This is a genomic window from Belliella pelovolcani, from assembly GCF_900156785.1.
Lineage (GTDB): Bacteria > Bacteroidota > Bacteroidia > Cytophagales > Cyclobacteriaceae > Belliella > Belliella pelovolcani.
In genome coordinates this window covers 85,537-110,564 of sequence record NZ_FTOP01000002.1, presented here as the reverse complement: position 1 = coordinate 110,564, position 25,028 = coordinate 85,537, and the positions used below count along the sequence as shown (strand labels likewise).

The 25,028-nt window shown below is 38.4% G+C and carries 22 protein-coding genes and 2 pseudogenes; 7 read left to right on the top strand and 17 right to left on the bottom strand.

What is annotated here, in order from left to right; genetic code table 11:
* Nucleotides 1-138: 138 nt before the first annotated feature.
* From BW935_RS02615 to hflC, 3 genes are all read left to right on the top strand, one after another.
* A complete protein-coding gene (locus BW935_RS02615) occupies nt 139-747 on the top strand; it encodes a cytochrome c oxidase subunit 3 (protein WP_076498341.1) in 609 nt (202 codons plus the stop codon).
* Nucleotides 748-1,165: 418 nt separating this feature from the next.
* A complete protein-coding gene (gene hflK / locus BW935_RS02610) occupies nt 1,166-2,143 on the top strand; it encodes an FtsH protease activity modulator HflK (protein WP_076498340.1) in 978 nt (325 codons plus the stop codon).
* A complete protein-coding gene (gene hflC, locus BW935_RS02605; protein WP_076498338.1) occupies nt 2,140-3,078 on the top strand; it encodes a protease modulator HflC in 939 nt (312 codons plus the stop codon). Before hflK ends, hflC begins: the two co-directional genes overlap by 4 nt.
* 510 nt (nt 3,079-3,588) lie before the next feature.
* On the opposite strand, the gene BW935_RS02600 is transcribed toward hflC, so the two are convergent.
* The 3 genes from BW935_RS02600 to BW935_RS02590 all read right to left on the bottom strand — a co-directional run bounded on the left by BW935_RS02600 (nt 3,589) and on the right by BW935_RS02590 (nt 8,221).
* Nucleotides 3,589-4,539, bottom strand: coding sequence for an HNH endonuclease (locus BW935_RS02600; RefSeq protein WP_076498337.1), 951 nt, complete (start codon nt 4,537-4,539; stop codon nt 3,589-3,591).
* 83 nt (nt 4,540-4,622) lie between these two features.
* Nucleotides 4,623-6,692, bottom strand: coding sequence for a protein-disulfide reductase DsbD family protein (locus tag BW935_RS02595; RefSeq protein ID WP_076498335.1), 2,070 nt, complete (start codon nt 6,690-6,692; stop codon nt 4,623-4,625).
* 140 nt (nt 6,693-6,832) lie between these two features.
* The gene (locus BW935_RS02590; protein WP_076498334.1) at nt 6,833-8,221 is read right to left on the bottom strand and encodes a dipeptidase; all 1,389 of its coding nucleotides are present in this window, start codon (nt 8,219-8,221) and stop codon (nt 6,833-6,835) included.
* Nucleotides 8,222-8,384: 163 nt separating this feature from the next.
* Between BW935_RS02590 and BW935_RS02585 the strand changes: the two genes are divergently transcribed.
* Nucleotides 8,385-9,374 (top strand): NADPH:quinone oxidoreductase family protein, encoded by a 990-nt coding sequence (locus BW935_RS02585; protein WP_076498332.1) that lies wholly within the window; start codon nt 8,385-8,387, stop codon nt 9,372-9,374.
* A 253-nt stretch (nt 9,375-9,627) separates the two neighbouring features.
* On the opposite strand, the gene purU is transcribed toward BW935_RS02585, so the two are convergent.
* From purU to BW935_RS02565, 4 genes are all read right to left on the bottom strand, one after another.
* On the bottom strand, nt 9,628-10,482 hold the full coding sequence (gene purU / locus BW935_RS02580) for a formyltetrahydrofolate deformylase (RefSeq protein ID WP_076498331.1): 855 nt from the start codon (nt 10,480-10,482) through the stop codon (nt 9,628-9,630).
* A 232-nt stretch (nt 10,483-10,714) separates the two neighbouring features.
* Entirely contained in the window at nt 10,715-11,032 is a 318-nt protein-coding gene (locus BW935_RS02575; protein ID WP_076498329.1) for a hypothetical protein, read from the bottom strand.
* A 64-nt stretch (nt 11,033-11,096) separates the two neighbouring features.
* Nucleotides 11,097-12,497 carry a class II fumarate hydratase gene (gene fumC, locus BW935_RS02570; protein ID WP_076498328.1) on the bottom strand — a complete coding sequence of 467 codons (1,401 nt, stop codon included), beginning with the start codon at nt 12,495-12,497 and terminating at the stop codon, nt 11,097-11,099.
* Nucleotides 12,498-12,602: 105 nt separating this feature from the next.
* Entirely contained in the window at nt 12,603-13,085 is a 483-nt protein-coding gene (locus BW935_RS02565) for a hypothetical protein (protein WP_076498326.1), read from the bottom strand.
* 63 nt (nt 13,086-13,148) lie between these two features.
* Here BW935_RS02565 and BW935_RS02560 point away from each other — a divergent pair, with 63 nt between their 5' ends.
* Nucleotides 13,149-13,604 carry a DUF2867 domain-containing protein gene (locus BW935_RS02560; RefSeq protein WP_076498325.1) on the top strand — a complete coding sequence of 152 codons (456 nt, stop codon included), beginning with the start codon at nt 13,149-13,151 and terminating at the stop codon, nt 13,602-13,604.
* 203 nt (nt 13,605-13,807) lie between these two features.
* Here BW935_RS02560 and BW935_RS02555 read toward each other — a convergent pair whose 3' ends face one another.
* Nucleotides 13,808-14,188 carry a RidA family protein gene (locus BW935_RS02555; RefSeq protein ID WP_076498323.1) on the bottom strand — a complete coding sequence of 127 codons (381 nt, stop codon included), beginning with the start codon at nt 14,186-14,188 and terminating at the stop codon, nt 13,808-13,810.
* 434 nt (nt 14,189-14,622) lie between these two features.
* Here BW935_RS02555 and BW935_RS02550 point away from each other — a divergent pair, with 434 nt between their 5' ends.
* Complete coding sequence (locus tag BW935_RS02550) at nt 14,623-15,009, top strand: GxxExxY protein (protein ID WP_076498322.1); 387 nt, start codon at nt 14,623-14,625, stop codon at nt 15,007-15,009.
* Here the strand turns inward: BW935_RS02550 and BW935_RS02545 are convergent.
* The 8 genes from BW935_RS02545 to BW935_RS02510 form a co-directional block, all read right to left on the bottom strand.
* Nucleotides 14,962-16,146, bottom strand: coding sequence for a glycosyltransferase (locus BW935_RS02545; RefSeq protein ID WP_076498320.1), 1,185 nt, complete (start codon nt 16,144-16,146; stop codon nt 14,962-14,964). The genes BW935_RS02550 and BW935_RS02545 overlap by 48 nt on opposite strands.
* 10 nt (nt 16,147-16,156) lie before the next feature.
* Nucleotides 16,157-16,771 (bottom strand): glycosyltransferase, encoded by a 615-nt coding sequence (locus BW935_RS02540; protein WP_076498319.1) that lies wholly within the window; start codon nt 16,769-16,771, stop codon nt 16,157-16,159.
* Nucleotides 16,772-16,821: 50 nt separating this feature from the next.
* Nucleotides 16,822-17,976, bottom strand: coding sequence for a glycosyltransferase family 4 protein (locus tag BW935_RS02535; RefSeq protein ID WP_076498317.1), 1,155 nt, complete (start codon nt 17,974-17,976; stop codon nt 16,822-16,824).
* A complete protein-coding gene (locus tag BW935_RS02530; RefSeq protein WP_076498316.1) occupies nt 17,966-19,057 on the bottom strand; it encodes a glycosyltransferase family 4 protein in 1,092 nt (363 codons plus the stop codon). Before BW935_RS02530 ends, BW935_RS02535 begins: the two co-directional genes overlap by 11 nt.
* Nucleotides 19,050-20,441 (bottom strand): O-antigen ligase family protein, encoded by a 1,392-nt coding sequence (locus BW935_RS02525; protein ID WP_076498314.1) that lies wholly within the window; start codon nt 20,439-20,441, stop codon nt 19,050-19,052. Before BW935_RS02525 ends, BW935_RS02530 begins: the two co-directional genes overlap by 8 nt.
* A 116-nt stretch (nt 20,442-20,557) precedes the next feature.
* Nucleotides 20,558-21,334, bottom strand: a complete 777-nt coding sequence (locus tag BW935_RS02520) for a 2OG-Fe(II) oxygenase (RefSeq protein ID WP_076498806.1) — start codon at nt 21,332-21,334, stop codon at nt 20,558-20,560.
* Nucleotides 21,327-22,253, bottom strand: coding sequence for a glycosyltransferase family 2 protein (locus BW935_RS02515; protein WP_076498313.1), 927 nt, complete (start codon nt 22,251-22,253; stop codon nt 21,327-21,329). The genes BW935_RS02520 and BW935_RS02515 overlap by 8 nt, the downstream gene beginning before the upstream one ends.
* Before the next feature lie 22 nt (nt 22,254-22,275).
* Nucleotides 22,276-23,199, bottom strand: a complete 924-nt coding sequence (locus tag BW935_RS02510) for a class I SAM-dependent methyltransferase (RefSeq protein WP_084565778.1) — start codon at nt 23,197-23,199, stop codon at nt 22,276-22,278.
* 627 nt (nt 23,200-23,826) lie between these two features.
* Here BW935_RS02510 and BW935_RS18620 point away from each other — a divergent pair.
* A pseudogene (locus BW935_RS18620) lies at nt 23,827-23,958 on the top strand (IS1595 family transposase); the annotation flags it as partial.
* 7 nt (nt 23,959-23,965) lie between these two features.
* Here the strand turns inward: BW935_RS18620 and BW935_RS02500 are convergent.
* Nucleotides 23,966-24,893: pseudogene (locus BW935_RS02500) on the bottom strand (IS1595 family transposase).
* Between the last annotated feature and the right edge of the window lie 135 nt (nt 24,894-25,028).

Below are 25,028 nucleotides of genomic sequence, written 5' to 3'. Positions count from 1 at the left end.
AAATTGCGGTGTTCAATGAGTCGGCAAGTTAGGAAATTGATTTGTTTCCTTCCTTATAGAGACTATTTTGAATTTGTGAAGTATAATCCTGAACCTATGCCCTTTTAAAATGTTTAGAAACAAAGTACAACATTACCCATGAGTCAAAAACAGCAAACCTGGTTTCAAAAAATAGAAAGTATGCATCCTTATCAGACCCTGATGTATTTGGGGATGTTTGGTAGCGGATTGATATTTCTTTTTTTGACGGTTGCTTTTTTAGCCTCGGGCTATGGTCAGATGGATGGTTTGGGCTTTAAGATGCCCCGCTCTTTTATTTTGAGCACTTTGGTAATCTTATTTTCAGGCTACACGGTGTCCAAAATGCTGCTTTATTTCAAGGAAGAATCTATCAAAAAAGTCAAAAATAGCCTTTTGAGCACTTTTTTTATGGGGCTGATTTTCACCGCACTTCAATTGATGGGCTGGAAAGAACTCACAGGAATGGGCGTGGATTTCAGAGGCTTACCGAGCGGGAGCTTCCTGTATGTGCTCAGTGGTATCCATATTTTTCACCTGATTGGGGCGATGGTATTTGCTTTGATCATGGTGGTGCAATACAACAAGCGGGAAAAAGACCAAGTACAGCATCTGATCATGTTGACCAATCCATTTGAAAAAATGCGCATAGAGCTCTTTACCAAATACTGGCATTTCATGGACTTGATTTGGCTGGTCTTGTTCTTGATTTTTGTAATCTCCTTTTGATTTATTATGATTTATATATATCCGCTTTCTTGCCAGTAGAACCTAAAAAGTGGTATAAGCCTATGATTCCAAGCCAATATCAATGAATAACTCGTCCGCCGTGGCGGATCCAATATCTACTAATATCAATATATTTTATTTACTAGTCATTTTTGCGGATACATTTAAATTATATTTCATTTTGAGGAAAATTTGCCTTATTCTTAGCAAAGAGAAGCTTTTTGATATCCGAAAGTGGACAATTTTACGTATTGGAAATTTAATTATTCGCGATTGACCGAATAATTAATTGGACATCATGACTAAAGATGAAGCAATCATCAAAGACATATAGCCGACTTTGGCGCTTAAAAATCTATGATGAATATTATATTTAACACCTTTTAAAATAGCAGAGATCAAAAAATAATAAAATTCAATGGAAGACAAAAATTATGAAATCAACATCAATCCTGACTGGATCAAAAAGTATCTGGGCAAGATTGTAGTCGGACTAATAGTCATCGTGGCGCTAGGATCAAGTGTCAGGACGGTAGGTCCAGAAGAAGAAGGAGTGGTCATTCAGCTCGGCGAATACAACCGAACAGTGCAGCCGGGATTGAATTTTATGTTGCCTTTTGGCATAGAGAAGATGCACAAGATTCCTGTACAGCGACAGCTGAAGCAGGAGTTTGGATTCAGAACTACCAGTTCTTCGCAAAGGTCAGATTATGCCAAATCGGGTTTTGGTGACGAGAGTATGATGCTCACGGGAGACCTCAACCTCACCGATGTGGAATGGGTGGTGCAGTATAGAATCACCGATTCGTATAAGTTTCTCTTCAGAGTAAGAAATGCAGAAAAAACGCTTCGTGATATGTCTGAGTCTGCCATGAGAAAAATCGTGGGTGACAGAACGGTCAATGAAGTCCTCACAGTAGGTAGGCAAGAGGTAGCATCAAGTGTAGAAGTGCTCTTGCAAGCCATGTGTGATGAATACGAAAATGGTATTCGCATCGATCAGGTCGTATTGCAGGATGTCAACCCACCAGAGCCAGTCAAGCCTAGCTTCAATGCGGTCAATCAAGCGCAGCAAGAAAGAGAGACTTTGATCAATCAAGCAGAAGCAGAATACAACAGAGTCATCCCTAGGGCGAGAGGAGAAGCAGAGGAGACCATTCAGTTGGCAGAAGCTTTTGCACTCAACAGGGTCAATAGGGCTATGGGTGAGGCAGAGAGATTCAATGCCCTCTATGATGCTTATGTCAAAGCGCCAGAAGTAACCAAGCAAAGAATCTACCTAGAGACCATGGAGCGCATCCTACCTAAGATCGGTAATAAGATCATCGTGGATGAGAAAGGTAATAATGTATTGCCACTTTTGAATATCGATAAAGTTAAAGCACCTACACAATGAAAAAAAATAGAATAGGATACCTCGTCATCGGAGCCATTTTGGCAGTGCTGCTTTTCAATAGTTATTTTATCCTAGACGAAACACAGCAAGCCATCGTCACGCAGTTTGGTAAGCCAGTTGGCGAGCCGAGAACTTCTCCAGGCATCAATTTCAAGACCCCGTTTTTGCACAAGGTGCAGTTTTTTGACAAGCGCTACCTAGAGTGGGACGGCGATAAGAATCAGGTGCCTACCAAGGATAAGAAATTCATCTTTGTAGATACTTATGCCAGATGGGAAATCACCAACCCCCTACAGTTCTTTATCCGATTGAGGGATGAGCGCTCAGCGCAGTCTAGGTTGGATGATATCTTGGATGGAGAGACTAGAAATGCCATTGCCAGTCATGACTTGCTGGACTTGGTAAGGTCTAGCAATAGAGATCCAGAAATCACCGAGGACTTTATGGAAGAAATCGAAATCCTCGAAGATATCTCCGTCGGTAGAGATAAGATCGAAAAGATCATTCTGGAAAAAGCCAATGAAAGAACCACTGACCTCGGTGTAAGGATTCTTGATTTCAGATTCAAGCGCATGAACTATGTGGACGAAGTAAGAGACCGCGTATATGACAGGATGATTTCTGAGAGAAATAGGATTGCCGATCAGTTCCGTTCTGAAGGTCAAGGTCGCGCTAGGGTGATAGAAGGCAACAAGGAGCGAGATTTGGCGCAGATTCAATCTGAAGCTTTCAAGGAAGCAGAAGAGATCAAGGGTCGTGCAGATGCAGAAGCTACCAATATCTACGCATCCGCCTACAACAAAAACAGACAATCCATAGAGCTCTACAAGTTCTTGAGAACGATGGAGAGTTTCGAAAAATCCATGGACGAAAATACCAGCCTAGTGCTTTCCACAGATTCTGAGTTCTTCAGGTATTTGAGGAGGTTGAATTGATAAGTAAAACTGAAGTTTGGTTCTCAGGTGGTATATGAAAATAGGCACTTCTTGGTTTGATAAGGTATTGATCAAGAGTGAACATGAATACGATAGCCTGAGGTTATTGGAGAAAGTGCATACAGTCAATTGATATTAACAAAAAATGCCGCAGGGTCTAATCTGCGGCATTTTTGTTTGTAAAGGAAGTGAGATGATTAGTTATGCGTATCAGGTCATATTTTGCATAGAAGAAAATCTAAACCAAACACAAACCTCGACGTGAATTCTTAAGTCAGTGCGGAAGTAAAAAGCACCTTGCCAGACCCTATCTAGCCATCATGAAAGGTCGTTCCAATTCTAAGCCCCGCATCTAGTCGAACTTGCTGTGCAAAGGCAGTTGAAAACAGGAATAACAATAAGGGCAGCAGAATTGGGAATTTTATGTTCGCTCAATTTAAATTAAAAGATTGTGATGACTAAAAGTACCTGTAATAGATTACGGGATGGGGAAGGTTGTTGATGGAATTCTTAAGACTTAAAAATATTACTTCTATGCCATTCCAAATTATCTCTTGAGGGTTGGTATTTTGCTTTGCTAGGCAGTAAAGCTTTTTTACCTTTTAATTTTCTTATGCTATATGAGTTTTCTGCATCTTCTTCAAAGTGATCAGAAACTAATATTTTGTAGTCTTGATCTAAGCTTACAAGTCCCCTATCAAATGCCCTGTGAATATTTGGGCATAATGCTATTCCGTTTTCAACTTTATCATTTTGAGAAACACTGAAAGGAATAATATGGCAAGCATCTATCAAACTATATCCATGCATCGAAACTAACTTCATTCCTGTGAAGCTACATTGTGATTCATAAATTTTAGGAATTACACGTTTGAAAATACCATTTCTTACATATACTTCATCCTCTTTTGTTGAGATAATTCTTTTGTAAGGTTCAATTGGCTCGTTTAGAATTTCACTTTCAATATGATTGATATAGCTTGTTACACCAGTTTGATAATTCAGACCTTTATTTGGAAAATATTGATTGATCAAGTTTGATTTTAAAAACTCCCTTTTGGTAGGGTCTTGAAGAAGTTGAAAGAGGCTTGGATCTAAATAACCATACTCCAAAACATCAGATAATGTAAAAACACTTTTAATATGTGAGTTTATAGAGTACCCAGCCTTAGGCTTTAAATACCAAAAGTGTTTCTTCTTGTACTGATCATTTTGGAGGTAATAAAAGGGTTGAGTAAAATCAGCCTGATGTAAAGTATCTACGTAATTACCCCAAACCTCTTGAAATTTAGCAACGAGAAGAGCATCGACATAAAACTCATTTTTCACCACATCGCCTTCTTCAATCAGCTGAATTAAAGTTAGAAGAAGAATAGGCTTATGTGGAGCTTGACCAAACTTTGTGGAACCCCTCTTTAGTCTACTTAGGCCCTTTATGTAAAATTCTAATTCCTCGTGCATGTTGAAAGATAATGATTCTATTCAAAACCCTCTTCCCTACCTCAACAATATCCTATTATCTCAATATCCAAATATCATTTAAATCATCTCCTTCCAAACTCCACTTTTGCTTCTTCCAAGAAGTTGACGAAGTTTTGGATATTGGTATCGTAGGCTTTGGGCCTGACGAGGAGTTCTTCATTGTGGTCTAGGATTACATAGTAGGGCTGCGCATTGTTGTTGAAGCGGGTGATTTGAAAATCGGCGTTTTGCTTGCCGATGGTTTTTTTCTCCTTGCCATCATATTCCGATACATACCACTCCGACTCTGGCAATTCAAAGCGCTCGTCGATATATAAGGCCACCATGATAAAATCTTCATTGAGCCTCTTCAGTACCTGTGCATCAGACCATACACGGGCTTCCATTTCTCTACAATTCACACAGCCATGACCCGTAAAATCGATAAAAAGCGGTTTGCCTGTTCGCTTAGCAGCAGCTAGGGCTTGGTCATAGTCGAAGTAACCTTGGATTCCATGTGGGAAATGTAAGAACTCGGCATATTTCGGCACGTCATCTAGGGTGTTGACTTCAGACATGCTCAAACTTCTATTTTCTAGGATATTGAAGTCGTGGGTAGCCATCGGAGGCAAGTAGCCACTAAGTGCCTTCAGCGGAGCGCCCCATAAGCCTGGAATCAGATAGACCACAAAGACAAAGGTGCTGATCGCTAACATCAGCCTTGGCACACTGATGTAGTCCATGGGTGAATCGTGTTTGGTTCGAATCTTTCCAAGGAGATAGAAACCCAATAAGGCAAAAATCACAACCCAAATGGCGATGTAGATATCCCTATCCAAAAGTCCCCAGTGATAGACCTGATCTGCTACGGAGAGGAATTTGAACGCCAAGGCGAGTTCGAGGAAGCCCAGGACCACCTTCACAGAATTCAGCCAACCACCTGACTTAGGAAGGGAGTTGAGCCACTCTGGGAATACGGCGAATATTGCGAAAGGAATCGCAAATGCCAAAGAGAAGGCAAACATGCCCAAAATAGGCTTCACCAAGGCTCCTCCTGCCGAACTGATCAAGATAGAACCTACGATCGGGCCGGTACAAGAAAAGGAAACCAATACCAAGGTAAAGGCCATAAAGAAAATTCCGGATAATCCACCCTTATCCGCTTTAGCATCTATTTTATTGACAAAACTGCTTGGGAGGGTAAGCTCAAACATGCCTAGGAATGCGAAGGCAAAGAAGATAAATACCAAGAAGAAAAAGACATTGGGTACCCAATGGGTAGAAAGCCAGTTAGCAAACTCTGGCCCTTGGATGGCTGCTACAGCCGTACCAGCTATGGTGTAGATTCCGATGATGGAAATCCCATATATCAGGGCATTTTTGATTCCCTTGGCTCTGGATTTGGAGCGACCTGTGAAAAAGGTCACGGTCATCGGAATCATCGGGAATACACATGGCGTCAGCAAAGCAGCCAACCCCGCCAAAAACGCCAATATCATAAAGCCCCAAAGACTTTCTTGCTCTTCGCCAGCTGCAAGGTCTATGTAAGAGCGCTCCTCTTGCGTAGGAGTAATTTCAGCTGCTTCAGCTACTGTGCTTTCTTCGGCAACAACTGTTTCTGTTTCGCTTGATTCTGTGGATATTGCCTCAGCTACTGATGCATGAGTCGCTGTTGCTTTGGCTTTGATGCTGAAGTCTTCGTCAAAAGGCACGCATTGCCCAGTCACATCAGTACACATTTGATAGCCTAGGTAGCCATCAATGACAATATCTTCTGCGGTGATTTTGATCAACTGTTCGAAAGTCCCCGAAACTTCAAAATAAGTAACATCACCTTCCCAAACCTCGTCAAACTTCTTTTTTGGGTTGATGGCTTTGAGTCCACCTACTAGGCTAAAGCCTTTAGATTTTGCTTTATCCAGATTCAATTCGGTCAGCATGGGACCCAATTCTGGATCAAAATCATTGGAATAGATGTACCAGTCCTTTGGAATTTGAGCTTTGAATGTAATTTTCACCTCGTCTCCTACTTTGAGGTCTTTGGTAGCCAACTCAATGCTCCATCGAGGCGGTGCAATCATCTGTGCAAATGCAGCTGTGCCAATAAGAAAAAGGAAGGATAAAATCAGTGAAGATTTGAGAAATTTTGACATGATCGTAGTTGAATGCTAAACTGAATGTAAAAAGGCAAAAATAGCGAGGAAAGTTCAGTGAGAAATGTTCCAATGCTAAGCTGATAAACCAAAACTCCAAGCAAAACAACATGTTTTACTTGGAGTAGGCTTACTATAACTTATTTGCTTGCTTCATTTTTGAAGTGTTTGAAGAAGAGTGCGATGGTTTCGATGCCCATGTAGTAGTTTTTCACGCCATAGTGTTCATTTGGCGAATGCAGCGCATCAGTATCTAGTCCAAAGCCTAGCAAAATAGGGTCTAGCCCAAGTTCTTGCTGGAAAAGCGAGCAAATTGGAATGGAACCTCCTTCACGAGTAGGAATGGCTTTTTTGCCGAAGGCTTCTTGTATCGCTAGGTCAGCTGCTCTGTAGCCAGCTGTATCGGTAGAGACTACTGCCGCTTGACCTCCATGATGTGGAGTGACTGTCACTTTCACTGAATCTGGTGCGATAGCTTTGAAATGTGCTTCAAAAAGCTTAGCAATTTCCTTATGGTCTTGGTTGGGCACCAAGCGCATGGAGATTTTAGCGTAGGCTTTAGAAGGAAGTACTGTCTTGGCGCCTTCTCCTGTATAGCCTCCCCAGATGCCGTTTACGTCCAAAGTAGGTCGGATACCCACACGCTCGATGGTGGAGTAGCCCACTTCTCCGTGTACCTCATTGATATCAAGCTCCTTTTTATAAGCTTCTATATCAAATGGCGCATCATTCAGGGCTTTTCTATAGTCAACGGAGTAATTTTCTACTTTGTCATAAAAGCCAGGGATGGTAATGTGGTTATTCTCATCCTGAAGAGAAGCGATCATTTTGCAAAGGATGTTGATCGGGTTGGCCACAGCTCCTCCGTAAGTTCCTGAGTGTAGGTCTCTATTTGGACCAGTCACTTCCACCTGCATGTAGGCAAGTCCTCGCAAGCCTACAGTTACGGAAGGGTTTTCCAAAGAAATCATGTGTGTATCAGATACCAATACCACATCAGCTTTGAGCTTTTCCTTGTTTTCTTTCACAAAAATATCCAAGTGCTCAGAGCCAACTTCTTCTTCTCCTTCTATCATGAATTTGATGTTGCAAGGCAGGTCTTCATTGGCCATCATGGCTTCGAAGGCTTTGACATGCATGTAAAACTGTCCCTTATCATCGGCTGAACCTCTGGCGAAGATGGCTCCCTCGGGATGTCTTTCGGTCTTTTTGATGACTGGCTCAAAAGGAGGCGAATCCCAAAGTTCATAGGGATCAGCAGGCTGCACATCATAGTGCCCATAGACCAAAACAGTCGGCAGTTCAGGATTGATGATTTTCTCTCCATAGACAATAGGGTATCCAGCAGTCTGGCAAAGTTCTACTTTGTCGGCACCAGCTTTTTCTAAGCTTGCCCTCACAAATTCCGCCGCAGCGAATACATCATCTTTGAATTTGGGATCTGCACTTACCGATGGGATTCTCAGTAAGTCTAAAAGTTCACTCAGAAATTTCTCCTGATTGTCTTGAATATACTGTTTTACTGACATACTTGGGTTTTGGTTTTAATACTTCGTCAAACACTTTTGCAGCTACAAGGCTGATCAAAAACAGGTACTTTGATGCCTGATGCAGTCAAAGTGCTGATTTTCACAATGCCTCAAAATTACGGGATATAATAAGAATTGCCTATTTTAGTCAAAACTTTTATCTATGAAAGCGATACTTTGTCAAAAACACGGACTACCTGAATCATTGACCTATAGTGATGTGCCCGAGCCTGAAATTAGCGAAGGAGAAGTACTGATTCAGGTTGCCGCTTGTGCAGTGAATTTTCCTGATGTGCTGATCATTCAGAACAAATACCAATTCAAACCAGAGCTACCTTTCTCTCCTGGAGGGGAAGTGTCAGGCATAGTGGAAAAGGTAGGAAGTGCTGTGAAGCACCTACAAGTAGGGCAACGTGTCTTGGCACTTTGCGGCTGGGGAGGTTTTGCAGAAAAGGTGAAAGTGGAGGCCGGTCGGGTTTTCCCTATTCCTCCTCAGATGGACTTTATCACCGCTGCTTCTACATTGTACACATTTGGGACAGCTTATCATGCCTTGAAGGATAGGGCAAATTTACAGACTGGAGAGACCCTTTTAGTACTGGGCGCTTCTGGAGGTGTGGGTTTGGCGGCAGTTGCATTGGGGAAAGTCATGGGAGCTAAAGTAATCGCCGCAGCTTCAACAGCCGAAAAGCTTGAAGCCTGTGCTTCCCAAGGAGCCAGCGAATTGATCAATTATGAACAAGAAGACCTCAAAGAGCGGATCAAGTCCATTACCGATGGCAAAGGGGTAGATGTAGTCTTGGATGTAGTGGGTGATAAGTATGCGGAGCCAGCTTTGCGAGGGATAGCTTGGAAAGGAAGATATTTGGTGGTTGGCTTTGCGGGAGGTGAAATCCCCAATTTACCCTTCAACCTCGCTCTGCTAAAGGGTTGTGCTGTGATGGGGGTTTTCTGGGGAAGATTCTCTAAAGAGGAACCCAAGCAAAGCCAGCAGAATATCATGGAGCTTGTAAAACTGATTCAATCAGGAAAAATTTCCCAGCACATTTATAAAACCTATGCCTTAGACCAAGCCCCTCAAGCTTTACAGGATATGTTGGATAGGAAGGTGATTGGGAAGGGGATTATTGAAATTGATATTGATGGATATTAAGTTGATATGATTGGATATTGGAAATAAACTGAAATACGATAGAAATATTGTGGAAATACAATAGAAATAGGGTTGAAATAATCAAAAGATCATCTGCGTAAATCCGTAAAATCAGCGTTCCATTGACCACAGGACCTGTTCCGATCACTATCGGAATGACACGGATTGAGCGGATAGTCACGGATTTAATGATTCAAAATTCATCCGCGAAGATCAGTAAGATCAGCGTTATCCGCGTTCCATAAGCGTTCCATCAGTAGAAGATGACGGTTTTATTGCCGATTGCATGGACCTTGTGCTCCAAGTGGTATTTGATGGCTTTTGAAAGCACCACTTTTTCTATGTCTTGCCCCATCTGTACCAGGTCAGCGACGGTATTGTGGTGCCTTACCCGAGACACATCTTGCTCTATGATCGGCCCTGCATCGAGTTCTTCTGTGACATAGTGTGCGGTGGCTCCGATAATTTTCACTCCACGTTGGTATGCTGCATGGTATGGTTTTGCTCCTACAAAAGCGGGTAGGAATGAATGGTGAATATTGATGATTCTGTTGGGGTACTTTTTGATAAAGTCTCCGCTGAGAATCTGCATGTATCTAGCCAAGACAATGAAATCAACATGATTTTCTTCTAATAAGGCTATTTGCTTGTCCTCAATGGCTGATTTGTTTGCCTTATCCATGGGTATATAATGAAAGGGAATTCTAAATGCTTCGACCACCCGCTTGAGATCCCGATGATTGGAAATGATCAAGGGAATCTCTACCTCAAACTGTCCCGCATAGTACCTGCTCAATATATCAAAAAGACAGTGAGAAAGCTTGGAAACAAAAATCGCCATCCTTGGCTTTCTATCATTGAAATAGAGCTGAAAATCCATTTTAAACCTCAGCCCAATTTCTTGCTCAAACACTTCCTGAATGGCTGATTTATCCAATCCAAAACTATCGAGCTCCCAGCAAGCTCGCATAAAAAATAGTCCAAGTTCTTGATCCACATGTTGGTCAATTTCCAAAATATTGCCATGATGCTTATATAGAAAGTCTGAAACTACTGCCACGATTCCTTTCTGATCAGGGCATTGGATGATAAGCGTTGCTTTTTGCATAATTCAATAGATTTGAATCTAAAATTAGTCGAAAGCGTTGGAAAATTGCCGCTTCACGTTGCCTAAATGCTAAAAAATCAGACTTTTGAAAAACTTTATTGATCTTATCGTTTATTTATCAAAACAAAACCTTTGAGAAACGAGTGTTCCCAAAGGTTTTATAAAACACAGTTCTCCATCTTTTGTATTGATGCGAACAACACAAAACCTTACAAAGAACCTGTGGGTTAGATTAAAGAAGGATAATCAATAGAATAAGAATCACAATCAAGGCACCTGTGGAGATATAAAGTCCACCGCCATTGCTTTTTGCTTCTTTCTTCAATTCTTTTAATTCCGATCGAATTTCCTTTCTTTCTTCTTTGCTAAGTTCGGTGAAATCCATGGCCTTGATTTCATTGACTCTGGATTCAATTTCGTCCAATCTGACTTTTACCTCTGGAGCTATTTCTACATCTTTTGTAGTAGTCTCCCCTTTAGCAAATGCTGCAGTTGCTGTTCCTCCAAAAAGTAGGATTGCGAAGCAGATGTTGATAAAAAACTTCTTCATATGATTAATTTTAAAATGAAAAGGAAGCCCAATTTTGAGACTGAGCTTCCGCTTGTTATTTGACTTATTTTAAACTACCAATCATGTCTTCAGGTTTCACCCATTCGTCAAACTGCTCGCTAGTCAATAATCCTAGTGCAATAGCAGCTTCTCTGAGGCTAGTTCCTTCCTTATGTGCTTTCTTAGCAATAGCAGCAGCGTTTTCATAACCTATATGTGGGTTCAAAGCTGTAACTAACATCAAAGAATTTTCTAAGTGTTGCTTGATGAAAGGCGTGTTCGGTTCGATGCCAATGGCACAGTTGTCATTGAATGATACTGCGGCATCTCCTAGCAATCTTGCAGATTGAAGGAAATTGGCGATCATCATTGGTTTGAACACATTCAATTCAAAGTGACCATTGGAGCCACCTACTGAAATGGCTACATCATTACCCATCACTTGTGCAGCGACCATGGTCATGGCCTCTACTTGCGTAGGGTTCACTTTTCCAGGCATGATGGAAGAACCTGGTTCATTTTCAGGAATTAAGATTTCTCCAATACCGGATCTTGGACCAGAGGAAAGCATTCTGATATCATTGGCGATTTTCATCAAGCTAACTGCCAATTGCTTCAATGCTCCATGGGCTTCCACGATGGCATCATGTGCTGCCAATGCCTCAAACTTATTTGGTGCTGTAACTAGCGGTTGACCAGAAAATTCTGCGATTTTCTTGGCTACAAGTTCAGCATAGCCTTTTGGAGTATTCAACCCAGTGCCTACTGCCGTACCACCAAGGGCTAATTCAGAGAGGTGAGGAAGGGTGTTTTTCAATGCTCTCAAGCCATGATTCAATTGCGCCACATAGCCAGAAAACTCTTGCCCTAAAGTCAGCGGAGTAGCATCCATGAAGTGTGTTCTACCGATTTTGACCACATTCATAAATTGTTCAGACTTGGCTTGGAGGGTATCTCTAAGTTTTTCTATGCCTGGAATGGTTGTTTCTACGATCATTTTGTAAGCAGCGATGTGCATGGCTGTAGGAAAAGTGTCATTGGATGATTGAGATTTGTTCACATCATCATTCGGATGGATTTTTTTCTTTTCATCTTCCAAAGAACCTCCCAATAATACGTGAGCTCTGTAAGCAATCACCTCGTTGGAGTTCATATTGGACTGCGTACCAGAGCCTGTCTGCCAAATGACGAGTGGGAATTGATCGTCATGCTGACCAGCTAGGACTTCATCACAGACCTTGGCAATGATATCCGCTTTATCTTGTGCCAATACGCCAAGTTCGGCATTGGTTAAGGCTGCAGACTTTTTCAGGATGGCAAAAGCTCTGATGATTTCGATTGGCATGCGGTTTCTCTCCCCGCCAATCTTGAAATTGTTGATAGATCTTTGGGTTTGTGCTCCCCAGTACTTGTCAGCAGGGACTTCTACAGGCCCCATGGTGTCTTTTTCTATCCTGATGCTCATGTGTATATAGGTTTTTTTATGTTTTAACTTTGAGTCTGCTAAATTACTACCTGATGCTTATAATCCATAGCCATTGATGGATTTACTCTTATAGTTTGCTGATTGCTACGGTTGATTTTTGTCGAGAAGTTGATGGAAGATATCTTGAGAGATTTTGATTTTCCTTTTGAAATGAAGCCAAGCAAAACTGTAATTGAACAGTCCAAATACCAAACTGCCTGCAGCATAGAGGGGTTTTTCAGCTACAAAAAAGAAAAAGAAGACTAATGCAAGGCATACAAAACTCCAAAATCCCAGGAAAAAGGAAGAGCTGGGAAATAGACGATAGGTCAGAAAAAGGATAGAACCTTTTGGCGTCTCTTCTACTCGACCTTTGATCAGTGGGAGAAAACTATCTGCTTTTTGAATGACCAAAGATAGCCTGAATTGATCATTGGTGATGCTGCCATTGAATTGATGAGGCTTTTCTCCCTTGAAGTCATAATCCAGGTAATTTACTTGTTTGGTAACTTCTTGTAAGTTGGCCAAGACTTCATCTTTATGCAATGAAGAAACCAAGACTTCGCTTTGAGATGGGAAAAAGGGCATAGCAGCATAACTTCGTCAGGGCAAAGTTAGTTATTAGATCGGCTAGTTTTTAATTTATACACTGTGGAAAATTTGAATTCCTATGAATACACATTAATTGAAATATGGGAAGCCGATGTATCGGGGCGGGAAGATAGTGTTTGGAAAAAAATTGAAGCTATCGGAGGAGAACAAGGCTGGTACTATGGAACCATACTTTGGAAAACCCGAGGAGCTGTAGATAAGTTGCTCGGTGGAATTGGATATAGAAAAGGTAGGCCATTTAGAGAATTACGAAATGGAGATCAAGTTGATTTTTGGAGGGTTGTAGGTGTGGATAAGTCTCGCAAGTATTTGAAGCTCCAGGCAGAAATGAAATTGCCAGGCAAAGTGTGGATAACTTATGAAATTAAAGCCAATCGATTCTTTCAAAAAATAGAATTTATTCCTAAAGGCGCATTTGGGAGGGTATATTGGTATTTAGTGAAGCCTTTACACTATTTTATCTTTACACAGATGTTTCGTGCGATTGTAAAATAATTTAAATGATTATCCGCAATGACAGCAATGTTTAAATATTTCACGTGTATCAATGCGAATAATCGTCAATAGTCCACAGTTTACCGACCACAGCTGATTGAAATTAACGGCATACAATATTATAGATGGCTACTGGTGTAAAAGGGGGTATATAAAGTAAGAGGAAAGCTTGATAGTACCTTTAACCTTTCCCCTTTCTTCCCCTATTTCACTGCAATGCAAGAAATTTCTACATTGACATCTTTGGGAAGTCTGCTGACCTCTACGGTTTCCCTTGCAGGGGGATTTGACTTGAAGTACTGACCGTATGCTTCATTGATGGTGCCGAATTGACCCATATCTTTGATAAAGATGGTGCACTTGACCACATTAGCAAAACCATAACCTGCTTGTCGAAGTACAGCTTCTAAGTTTTTCATGACAGCATGTGTTTCTTCGGTAATGTTTTCATTGATCAGTTCTCCTGAATCAGCATCAAGAGCTATTTGACCTGAAACATAAAGGGTGTTGCCTGCTTTTACGGCCTGACTGTATGGACCAATTGGCGCAGGCGCTTCTGCTGAATAGATGATTTCTTTTTCCATTTATTAGGTTAGTTTGTTGTTTTATGTTGCTTGCAAGTTTAATTTACCACGGATAGACACAGATGAACACTAGGTAAAATTCAAATCTAAACCTATTATGCTTTCTGTACCATGTCAAGCTTTGTAAGAGCCCAAATCTAAAATCTAAGATCTAAAATTAATGGCTCGCGGATTCCGCGGATTTCGCAGATTTATTTTACCACAGATAGACACAGATGAACACTAGATAAAATTCAAATCTAAACTTATTTTGCTTTCTGCATCTTGTCAAGCATTGCAAGAGGCTAAATCTAAAATCTAACATCTAAAATTAATGGCTCGCGGATTCCGCGGATTTCGCAGATTTATTTATATTTATTTTGAGCCGTTTAGATTGAAGGCTCTCTATAATTTTATAAATTTAGATAAAATTGAGTTTTTAGATTTAACTTTTTATGGATATCAACGAGAAAAGCTATAATATAAGAAGAGCATGTTTTAATGTTCATAATATATTAGGACCTGGATTATTAGAAAGTGTTTATGAAAGAGCATTAATCTATGAATTAGAGTTGCAGGGTTTTTCAACTGAAAAACAAGTTGCTTTACCTGTGGTTTATAGAAATTTTAATCTTGGTTTAGGGTTTCGGATTGATATCTTAGTAGATAATGAAATTATTATTGAGTTGAAGTCTGTAGAAATGCTTAATTCAGTGCATAAGAAGCAGGTTTTAACTTACCTCAAAATAGCCAAAAAGGAATTAGGTTTTCTGGTAAATTTCAATGCTAAATCATTAGACAAAGAAAATTTGATCAGAATTATCAATTCTAAATCTGTGTAATCTGTGAGCTTCATTTTTGGATAAATGCTGAAATACCTCTAGGTATTGATCGGTGACGTGGTCCCAGTTGTATTTTTGGGTGAGGCCGGAGCGGGCGTTGTCTCGGAGAGATTGCATGGCCTCAGGTTGGGATTCTGCTTTGTGGATAAGTTCGGATACTGCTTTTGGATTCTTTTCAAAATACCATCCATGCTTCCCATTTTGAAGCATTTCTTGATTGAAGGCAGTATTCAAAGCCAATATCGCGCAACCATAACCTAGGGCCTTGAGCATGGCAGGGTTGGTTCCTCCGTATTCATGACCATGGAAATACCCATAGCAATTGTGATACAAAGCTTTGAGTTCCTCAGGGTCTGTCACATAGCCTGTGAATAGCAAGCGTTTGTCTTGAATGGCTTTTAAGTTATCCACATAGTCATCCTGAAAAGGCACATCGCCCACGATTACAAGTTTTCGTTTGGAATTGGACTTTACAAAACCTGAAATGATGATATCTGCATTATTATCAGGAACAAGTCTGCCAACAATCAAGAAATAGCCTTCCTTTTCCAATCCCCAGTTTTGAATTTTCCGAGCATCAGAACTCAGAGAGGGGTTGGCTCCATAAGCAATTACTTTGGAATCAGCATTGAAGAGCTCTTTGTAAATCCGCTGCATTTCGTCAGAGTCGTTGATGATCTGATCGTAAAATTTGGTAGCCATCTTGGAGGCCCAAAAAAAGTATTTAGACCCAAAGCCTTTCCATTTTGGACGAAGCCATTCTAAGCCATCCACATTGATGGCTGTGGGTTTTCTAAAGATTTTGGAAATGATCCCAAAAGGGCCATTACCAGAGTTGACTACAAATATCACATCTACATCAGAAAAACAGGCGTGTAACATGGAGACAAATGAATGTGTCAATTGCGTTAAACTTTTCTTTTCTATTGCAGGTGTATAGACGAGTTTGATGCCATTGACATAGGGTGGGCGATTCTTGAAAAGTGCTCGATGGCAATAAACGGTTACTTCTACGCCCTTTTTTTGGAGTCGTTCTCCCAGTTCTTTGACCATGGTATCATAGCCACCATAGACATAGGGATATCCCTTTGCTCCTAAGATGGCCACTTTTAACTTTTGGTCTTTCTTGCTGTTCATGATTGTTGATTTACAAGCTGAAATGCTCTATGACTCGCTTTTGACCATTTGAGCCCAACTCAGAAGAAAGCGCTCTATCTTCAATCAATGTGGATAACTTTGCTACGGCTTGGTCAAGATCATTTTCTTGGATCAACAAGCCTGTGACCTGATCAAGAATCACCAACTCAGATAATTTGGACTGAATGGAAATAACAGGCAATGCCGTTGCCATGGCCTTAAGGATAATGCTTGGAAATATACCTTCAGCCTTATAGGGAGATACAAAGATGTCAGAGGCTTTGAGGATGTCAGGAAGCTCTTTTCCAAATTTGAGGTAAGACACCTTTCCATAAAGGCTCGGTTGGTCAAGTTTTTCAAGTAAATCTTCTTCAAAATTTGGATCCACTTCATTCGTAGTGATCAAAAAATAAAGTTGGTCGTATTTCTGAGATAGTTTTTGGATCAGCTCCAAAAAGAAAAAGTGGCCATATCCAGCTTTCATGGGTGCTGACATATTGATGATGAACTTATCCACAGGTAGTTGCAGATAATATCGAGCATCTACTTCTGGCTCGATAAAAGGTTTATGATCGATGGCTTGAATTTCACCTTGTGTTAAAGCTGATTTTCTTTTTTGCTTCATGAAAAATAATTGTTTAAGAGGTAAAGATAAAAGGCTTTTTTAAAATTACCTTATTGGTTCATTACCTCAAGGACAGCCTTACCAAAATTCTCCAGATAGGCATCAATCGAAAAATATTGTTTCAACCTATCTTGTCCCTTGATTCCCATTTGTCTGCGCAACTCTGGGTTGTCAATTAGCTCTTGGATTTTTTCTGCAGCTACTTTTGCATCATCATGAGGAATCAAGAAACCTGTTTCTCCATTGACGACCATTTCCAGTGCTCCACCATGATTAGTTGCTATGACCGGTTTTCTTGAAGCCATGGCTTCCAATACAGTTGTGGGCAATGGATCAGGAAGGGTTGAAGGAAGAATAAAAATATCTGTCCCAGATAAAATATTATATGTGTCTAATCTAAAACCAAGATCAGAAACTATAGAACTCAAGTTTGAAATTTTGATAAACGAGTCTATTTCTTTAAGTAAAAACTCAAATCCTGGATAAGGATCTCCAACTAAAACAAAATGTAATTTTTTATTTATTTTTGAAAGCTTGTTTGCAATTTCAAGGAAATACAATTGTCCTTTCCATTGATTTACTCTAGCAATCATACTAATTATAATAACTTCATTATCTAAATTCAATTCTGATTTTAAGTTATATGTTGATTTTTCAAACTTTGAATAATCAATTCCATTAAATATTACCTTGGATTTCGTTAAATTTAAAATTGGTGAATAATTACACTTTGTAGCTTCGGAAACGAAAACATTCAAATCTCCAGTAAAATTTAAATAATGCGCTATAAAGTTTTTCAAAAAAACAGGCTTTACGATTATCTCACGAATATGCCAAATGTGTTTAGTTTTGGTCAATTTTGCAGCAAGTGCTCCAGATAAGATTACTGATGTATTTGTTAATATTAATTCATACTTTTCACTTTTAATTAAATTAATAATTTTTATGGTTGATTTTATGAAATAATATGACCTATTTAAAAATCCTGGAATATTGAAATATTTTTTACGGAGAACACCAAGTCTTAGTATTCTGGTTTCTACTCCTAGTTCCTTTACTTTGGCAGTAAGGGGACCGTTCTCAGAGAGAATAAGCATGGGTTTTAAGCCTAGGTTTTGTAGTGATATTAAGGATCTATATAAACTATTACTTGCTCCATACAAATCAGAACTTGAATGTAGTACTAGAACTTTTTTACCTTTCATAAATTAATTTTTTGATTTCTTTCCAAGAATTGCTCCAATTGTACCAAGAAAGGAGTTTTTGTTGTTCACTCTTCATTGTGGATAGCGCTGAATCGCCAAGACTGAAAAGCGCCTCTATCTGTGAGGCCATATCTTGAATATTGTAAGGGTCGAATAATAGACCTCCTTGTCCTACTACCTCCGGCAAGGAAGATATATTCGAAGTCGCCACAGGCAGCCCATGTTGAAAAGCCTCTAAAACGGGAATTCCAAAACCTTCATAAGTAGAAGGGAAAACATAAGCTTTGGCATGTTGATAATATAGGGCTAGCATCTCATCTTTCAAATAACCCGTCAAATGAACACGATTTTCCAAGCCAAGTTCTTTGATCGTTGCTAGGATTTCAGGATAGCTGTCATTGAAAATTTTTGAAGGCCTACCTCCTCCCAAAACCAAATGAATAGATTTATCCTCAAGCAAAGCAAAAGCATGGATAAGGCGAGGGAGATTTTTTCTCTTGTCCAATACACCAATGTGGAGGATGTATTCATCAGGAATTGGTCTCTGAGCAGAGTTATCCACACTCGTTTGAGTTGCTTTGGCACCTATTGGAATGACCTTTATCTTGGCGCCTGCAATACCCAAGACATCTATAAGTTTAGATTTGGAGAATTGTGATACTGTCAATACACGGTGTGCCTTTTTCTCTCCTTGCATGGCAAGTGCAGAAAAGTACCACCTCCAGACAGCATTATAATTTTGAGGGATTTCCCAAATATTGCAGCCGTGGAAAACGGGGAGGGTTTTGACCTTACCGAGAAAAAGAGATGGTGCTACATAATCTGGACAAAGGAGGTAATCCACATGAGCTTGCCTTGCTTTTCTAGGAAGGGTCCACAGTTTCCAAATGATAAATTGAAAATGTGCGAGGGCTTTACTCCATAGTGAACTGGGTGCTTTGGCATTTTTAGGACTCAATAATACCAATTCTACTGTTGGGTCTTGCTGAATTTCTTTGATCAGTTCTTCTGAAAAAGTTTTTGTGCCCGTTTGCGCAAAAAATAAGTCTCTGGAGTCAAAACCCACTCTAATCTTACCCATGACTGATGATTTCTTTAAGCTTTTGCCTGTGGATAGCATTGACGGTGTACCCCACCATCCACCAAGTTATGAGCGAAACAAATAAAAATTTCTCTGCATTGGAAGTAAAGAGGGGAAATATTGCTGCAAACTTAACGGTGGTCGCAATGAATGCAATCCTCGCTTCACCAGTATTTTTCAGTTGGCCAAAAGCCTTGTAGCAGTAGACAATTGACCCAAATAGCATGAGGATATACAAGATCATCCCTATCCAACCTATTTGTACACCAAATACTAGGAATTGATTTTCTCCACCTACCCGGAGTTCTTCATCGACTGCTCCAATGTTCCCACTTGTAGCTAGTCCTATTCCCATTGGGTTGCTTATCATAGATTCTATGGCTGCGAGCCATTCTACAAGATGTCCCAAAGAAGAGGAGTCTTGTAAAGTGATCGTATCTATAAGAAAGTACCTGAACTCGTCCGAGCTAAAGAAAAGAATGTATACCAAAATAGTAAGGACAAAGGCAATTACTGCAAAGATGATTTTGTATAGTTTGAACAAGAATGAAATATATACTAACATAACAAGCAAAGCTGCCATAGATGATCTTGAATAAGAAAACACCAATGTTGCAGCAGTAGCTCCTATCATGAATAGGTAAGGTGTAGCTTCTCCCCTTTTGGTGGTCAAATACATAATCAAAGCTGTTGCAAACATCATGATTGATGAAATAGCCAACTCAAGTGGATCCGAGAAGAATGAAGCAAACCTTTTGGCGTAAGTTGGAGTCTCAAAAGTCCATGTCAAACCATGGTTACCCTTAGGACTTATATTATTGATTTCTTCATTGAATACTGCATATCCAGTATACTGCTGGAAGTGGGTATCAATACTGAATTCAATGATATTCAAGGTCAATGCTAAACCAGCGATTAGTAGAATGGCGTGCAATAACTTCTTAAGCTCTCGATCATCAAAATGGCTGTTTCTTCCAAAGAAATAGAAGAGACCCATCAAGGCGACATTTTTGAAATAGAGCAACTTGCTGTACACGGTAGCTTCTCCAATCGGTAAGATTAAAAAGCAAATGACTAATAAGTAAAAAAATATAAAGCTATAGTCTAGACCATTCAATCTCAGAGGGTAATTGGATAGGTTCTTCTGGTACACAAAGAAACCTATAAAAGCAATTAGCATGACTATTTCCTTGATATATTGAAATATAGAAAAAATCACGATGGATTTAGTTGTACTATATACCGTACTGATAATTGTAATATAAAAAGGAAAGAACATAGCGGCAAAAAATATGACATACTCCCATTTACCTCTAAAAACAATGTTTTTGAAGGTGATAAAACACAAAATAAATACCGTTATGAAGAAAATTATAAATAACATATAGCTTGAGGTAATTATCCTTCATGAAGATCATTATTGTAACCATAATATAGAGTAGTGAATGGAAGATAAGAGTAGAGTCTCCATTGATTAGATCATTATATTCCAAAGCTTACTTACCTGGTAATATAATGATTTTTATATTGCTGACTATCCGATCTTTTCTTGATAAGTTCATTAATCTCGGGATCGTTTTTCTGATCTTCAGTAGGTGCGTAAAGCGCACGTTGTCTGTCAACATAAGTGGCAGGTGGCTCGCAAAGATAATATATAGCCAGTGATTTCCTGATTTTCTGACCATCAGAAGTGACCTGGCGACTAAGTCCATGCCAAGACTGTAAACTAGTATCGAAAATCACCGCTCTATTAAATTTGATTTCTACTTCTTTAATTAGTTTGTCTGGACTGTTTGTTTCTTCATTGTTGCTCCACAGACCGAAATGGCCTCCATACTCAGGTTTCCAATCCTCCGATAAATAGATAATCAGATTGATTCTTCTTTGTAACCCTAGTTTGGGATGTATATTATAATCCAAATGGGGGTTAAGCTTGCCACCATCTGGATGCATGTGCCATCCACCTCCATGAAGGCCAAAATCAGGGAATAATTTTATCCCTAGAATTTCTCCCAGCTGATTGACAAAATCATTTGAACAAAGAAATTCAAAAAAACTGTAAGTGTTTGAAGGAAACTTATTCCAATCATTCAAAGCAGATTTTTTTTCTAACGGATTAGAATAATTGAAAAGGCTTTTGTCATTGATATCGGGAAATTCATTGGATAATTTTTGAGCTAGTTCAAAATCCAAAAAATCATCTATAACCAAATGGGGAAATGGTTTAGCTGCTTTGTAAACCTCAATTCCATTTCTAATAATTTCAGTATTAATCATGGTAAGTTTTAAATAATCCATCTTTAAAGCCTTTCCAGACCATCTTTAGCTTTATAGGCCTCCAAAGAACTAAAAAATATAAGGAATAAGCAAGCAACTTGATAACTTGTGTTAGGACGGCGACGGGTTTAAATATAGTCGGAGTATGGTGGTTGATAAAAATCATTTGATTTCTTTGAGTTAGATAATGGAATTGAGGATTTAAGAAACCTTCTTTACCCTTAACTTTGGTTTTTGATGAACTTCCTACAGAATGATAGATTTCTGCCTTTGGTTCAAACCAAAGTTTATAACCTTGATTTTTAATTCTTATTGATAAATCAACATCCTCAAAAGATCCGAAAAAATAGAATTCTCTTAATAATCCAGTTTTTTTTAATACTTTTGATTTAATAAGAAAAGCACATCCTGTAATCCATTCAGTGTCTGATGGATATATTTTTTTTGATTTTACTTCATTTTTAAATTTAGTAATTGATAAACCTAATGCTTTTATATATTTACCACCCCCGTTCCATATCAAATGTCTATTTGGTGTGTTGTAAAAAATCAATGGTTGAACAGCGCCATAATCTGGCCGATTATCTACAGACTCGACCAATATATTTAGAAAGTCAGGTTCTACTTCTGTATCATTGTTAAGCTCCAAGATATATTCGTAGTTTTCATTCATTGCATGTTTAATACCTAAATTATTTCCTCCAGAAAATCCCAAATTGGTCTCAGAAAAAATAAAATCACTAAAATCTTTATATTTTTTTTCTAATGCTAAACCTGATCCATCTTTTGAATCATTGTCAACAACAATAGACTTAAAGTTTGGATAATTGCACATTTTCAAAGAATCAAGGCACTTTTCTGTGTCTTCGTAATTATTCCAATTAATTATAATAATAGCAACAGATGGATATTTAATCATTATTCTGAATTTTAATGTTTGACTATCTTGCTTTTTTAAAATAGAAGCAAGCTTGATCCCCTTTTTGAATTTTATTTAGGAGCTTAGCTTTCATTAATAATTCCATTTTCATTTTTCTATTAACAAATTTTTCTGGATCACTATCCTTTAACGAAAATCCCTTTTTATACATTTCAGTGATTACAAATTGCTTTTCATTACTGTCAAAAATAATTTTTGTCAAACTCAAACCTTCTAAATCCCCCATAATCCTCATTGCTTTAACACTAGGTATAAATAAGTGCCTTGGTGCGTCTAGTTGAAACCAATTTATATTTTCTTTTTCCCAAATTTCAGCATCTGTCACAGGTACCCGTATCAATAATTTTCCATTTGGATTTAATAGTGAAGCAAGTTTTTTAAAAGAACTCTTCGGGTCTGGCATATGCTCAAAAGAATGATGTAACATAATTACATCAAAACTTTCTTTAATTTCTTCTAATTGACATTTTTCTAAAACTAATCCATTCATCGATAACTCTTTATTTAAAAATGGATCGTAGCCATGAAGATTACTGAAACCAGAACAATACATTTCATAAAGTAATTGACCATTTCCACAACCTATATCTGCAATTTTGTCATTCAAATTCAAATCTAGCGGGCTTATCCAATCTAAAAATTTTATTTTCTTGAATCTAAAAATATTTCTTTTAAAAAGCTTCCATCTTAATCTTTTATAAAAAATCTTAAGTGGATTGCTGAAAATCAAGTCTTTAGATGTGTAATATTGATTTGAATAATAATCTTCTAGATTGATTGGTATATCCTTAATTTGCAAAGAACGGCAATCAACACATTCTTCGTATAAAAACAAATGTTTCCAACCAAACATATTTTCAGGAATAAAATAGGACTTTCTTTTTTCATAACTATCGCAAACTAAACATTTAAATTTTTCTGACATATTTGTTATTTTTTATAATTATTTACCGATGAATTAATCGTTCTTAGGAATGTTTAATTTCCTGACACTTTAAATATGTCATTTTGGGATTATTTTTATAATGTACCAGTAATATGAAAAATAAAATATGAATATTTACCCAAATACAAGTAGGTAAATTTTATTCTTTGAAAATAAGTGTCAAAATGCTTCAAGGCTAGGTTATAGGTGTTTTCTTGCCCTAAAGTAAATAAAAAGTTATGAATATTTTTCAATTCAATGCAAAACATCCTGATTAACCAATTTACATTCATTTTTTTAAGGTACAAAGTGAAAGAATGATAAACAACAAATTGTAAGTCCAGTGAACACTAATGGCTTAAATCTCTCAATATGTTTAAATATAAACATTATGAATTTAGGACAAGCCTGAATAGTGGTATGGTTATTGAAAAAAGTTAGTTGCACATTTAGGATCTAGGTCCATTGAATGACACTTGTAAGCGCTACCAATAAGGGGTTTTACTACCTGAAACTCCGAAAGGAGATGGTGCAGATACGAGACAGTTTTCAGATTGTACCACAAGGGCATATAATGGTCAAAGTGAACTCAAAAGAATTCTGCATAAGTTCCATATGGTTGCAGAAAAGATGCTTCAAAAGTATTTCAATGAATTCGGATACAAAGTAAACCGAAGATACTTTGGTAAAAAACTCTTTGACAGATTGGTTATTACAAGCATTTGCCCTTACTTGTATACAAGCGGATATTCATTATAAAATCTGTCTATTCGTAATGTTGCACGTACGGGTAAATAGAAGCTACAATTAATCTGTTGAACAATTTTTCTCTAAAGTACCTTCGGTTGAGTTTTTAGACAATCTCATTGAGGTAATTCTGTAAATACTTCTCACTGACCATATGATATATTCACAATAGGTTCTTTTTTAGATTACTTATTGCCACATGTACCCAGTTTAAATCTCCTTTTGTGGAATCTGGAGATGATTTAACCTTACCATGATCTTCTACAAGTCTTTCAAGATTGTAATAAGCAGTATTTTTATCGGTAATAAGGACCGATTTTGGAGTTACTACATCTGACACAAACTTCTCTAAAGATTCTTTGGTCACCTCCTGAAGTACTCTCATTTAAAGAACCCACAATGTCAGCTTTTTATACCAGAATCTGGATCCTCCAATGGAGTTGATTCTGATGCCACTGCAACAATAGCATGGTTTTTGGCTTCCCTTGCCATGTTTGAGACGCTTTTGGACTTCATGTTGGGTTGCTTTTCTAACATAAGCTTCATCATATTCTACCATACCTTTGAGAAAATACAAATCATCTCTTTTCCCCATTACTGATCTTATCTTGTGCATGAGATTAAACGCAGTCTCATATCTTTCCAAACCCAATTGTCTTTGAAATTTAAGTCAAGAAAATCCTTTTATTGGTAGTTGACATCAACAGAAAAGCAGTAAGCCACGTGTGTAAAGAAAGATTACTCGACTCCATGACTGTACCGGATTTAAGAGAATATCTTCTTCTGCATTTGCTGCACTCAAAGAACTTCCTCCCGCTGAACCAATAGTGCTTTGAGATGCATTTGCAGGTCTTACAATAGATGCTGGTATTCTCTCGATGTGTATTTAAAAAGCTCACATAACTTTTCTCGTTTGGAAAATGACTAATAAATTCAAAGATATTCATGGCTTTATGTATTTTTAACCAGGAAACATCAATAAAACAAACTTAAAAAATCATTGACACTAAATGACAAAAATTATTTTGCTAAGTGTATGATTCCGAATAGTTAGATAATAAAATATATGTGTATCCGCTTTC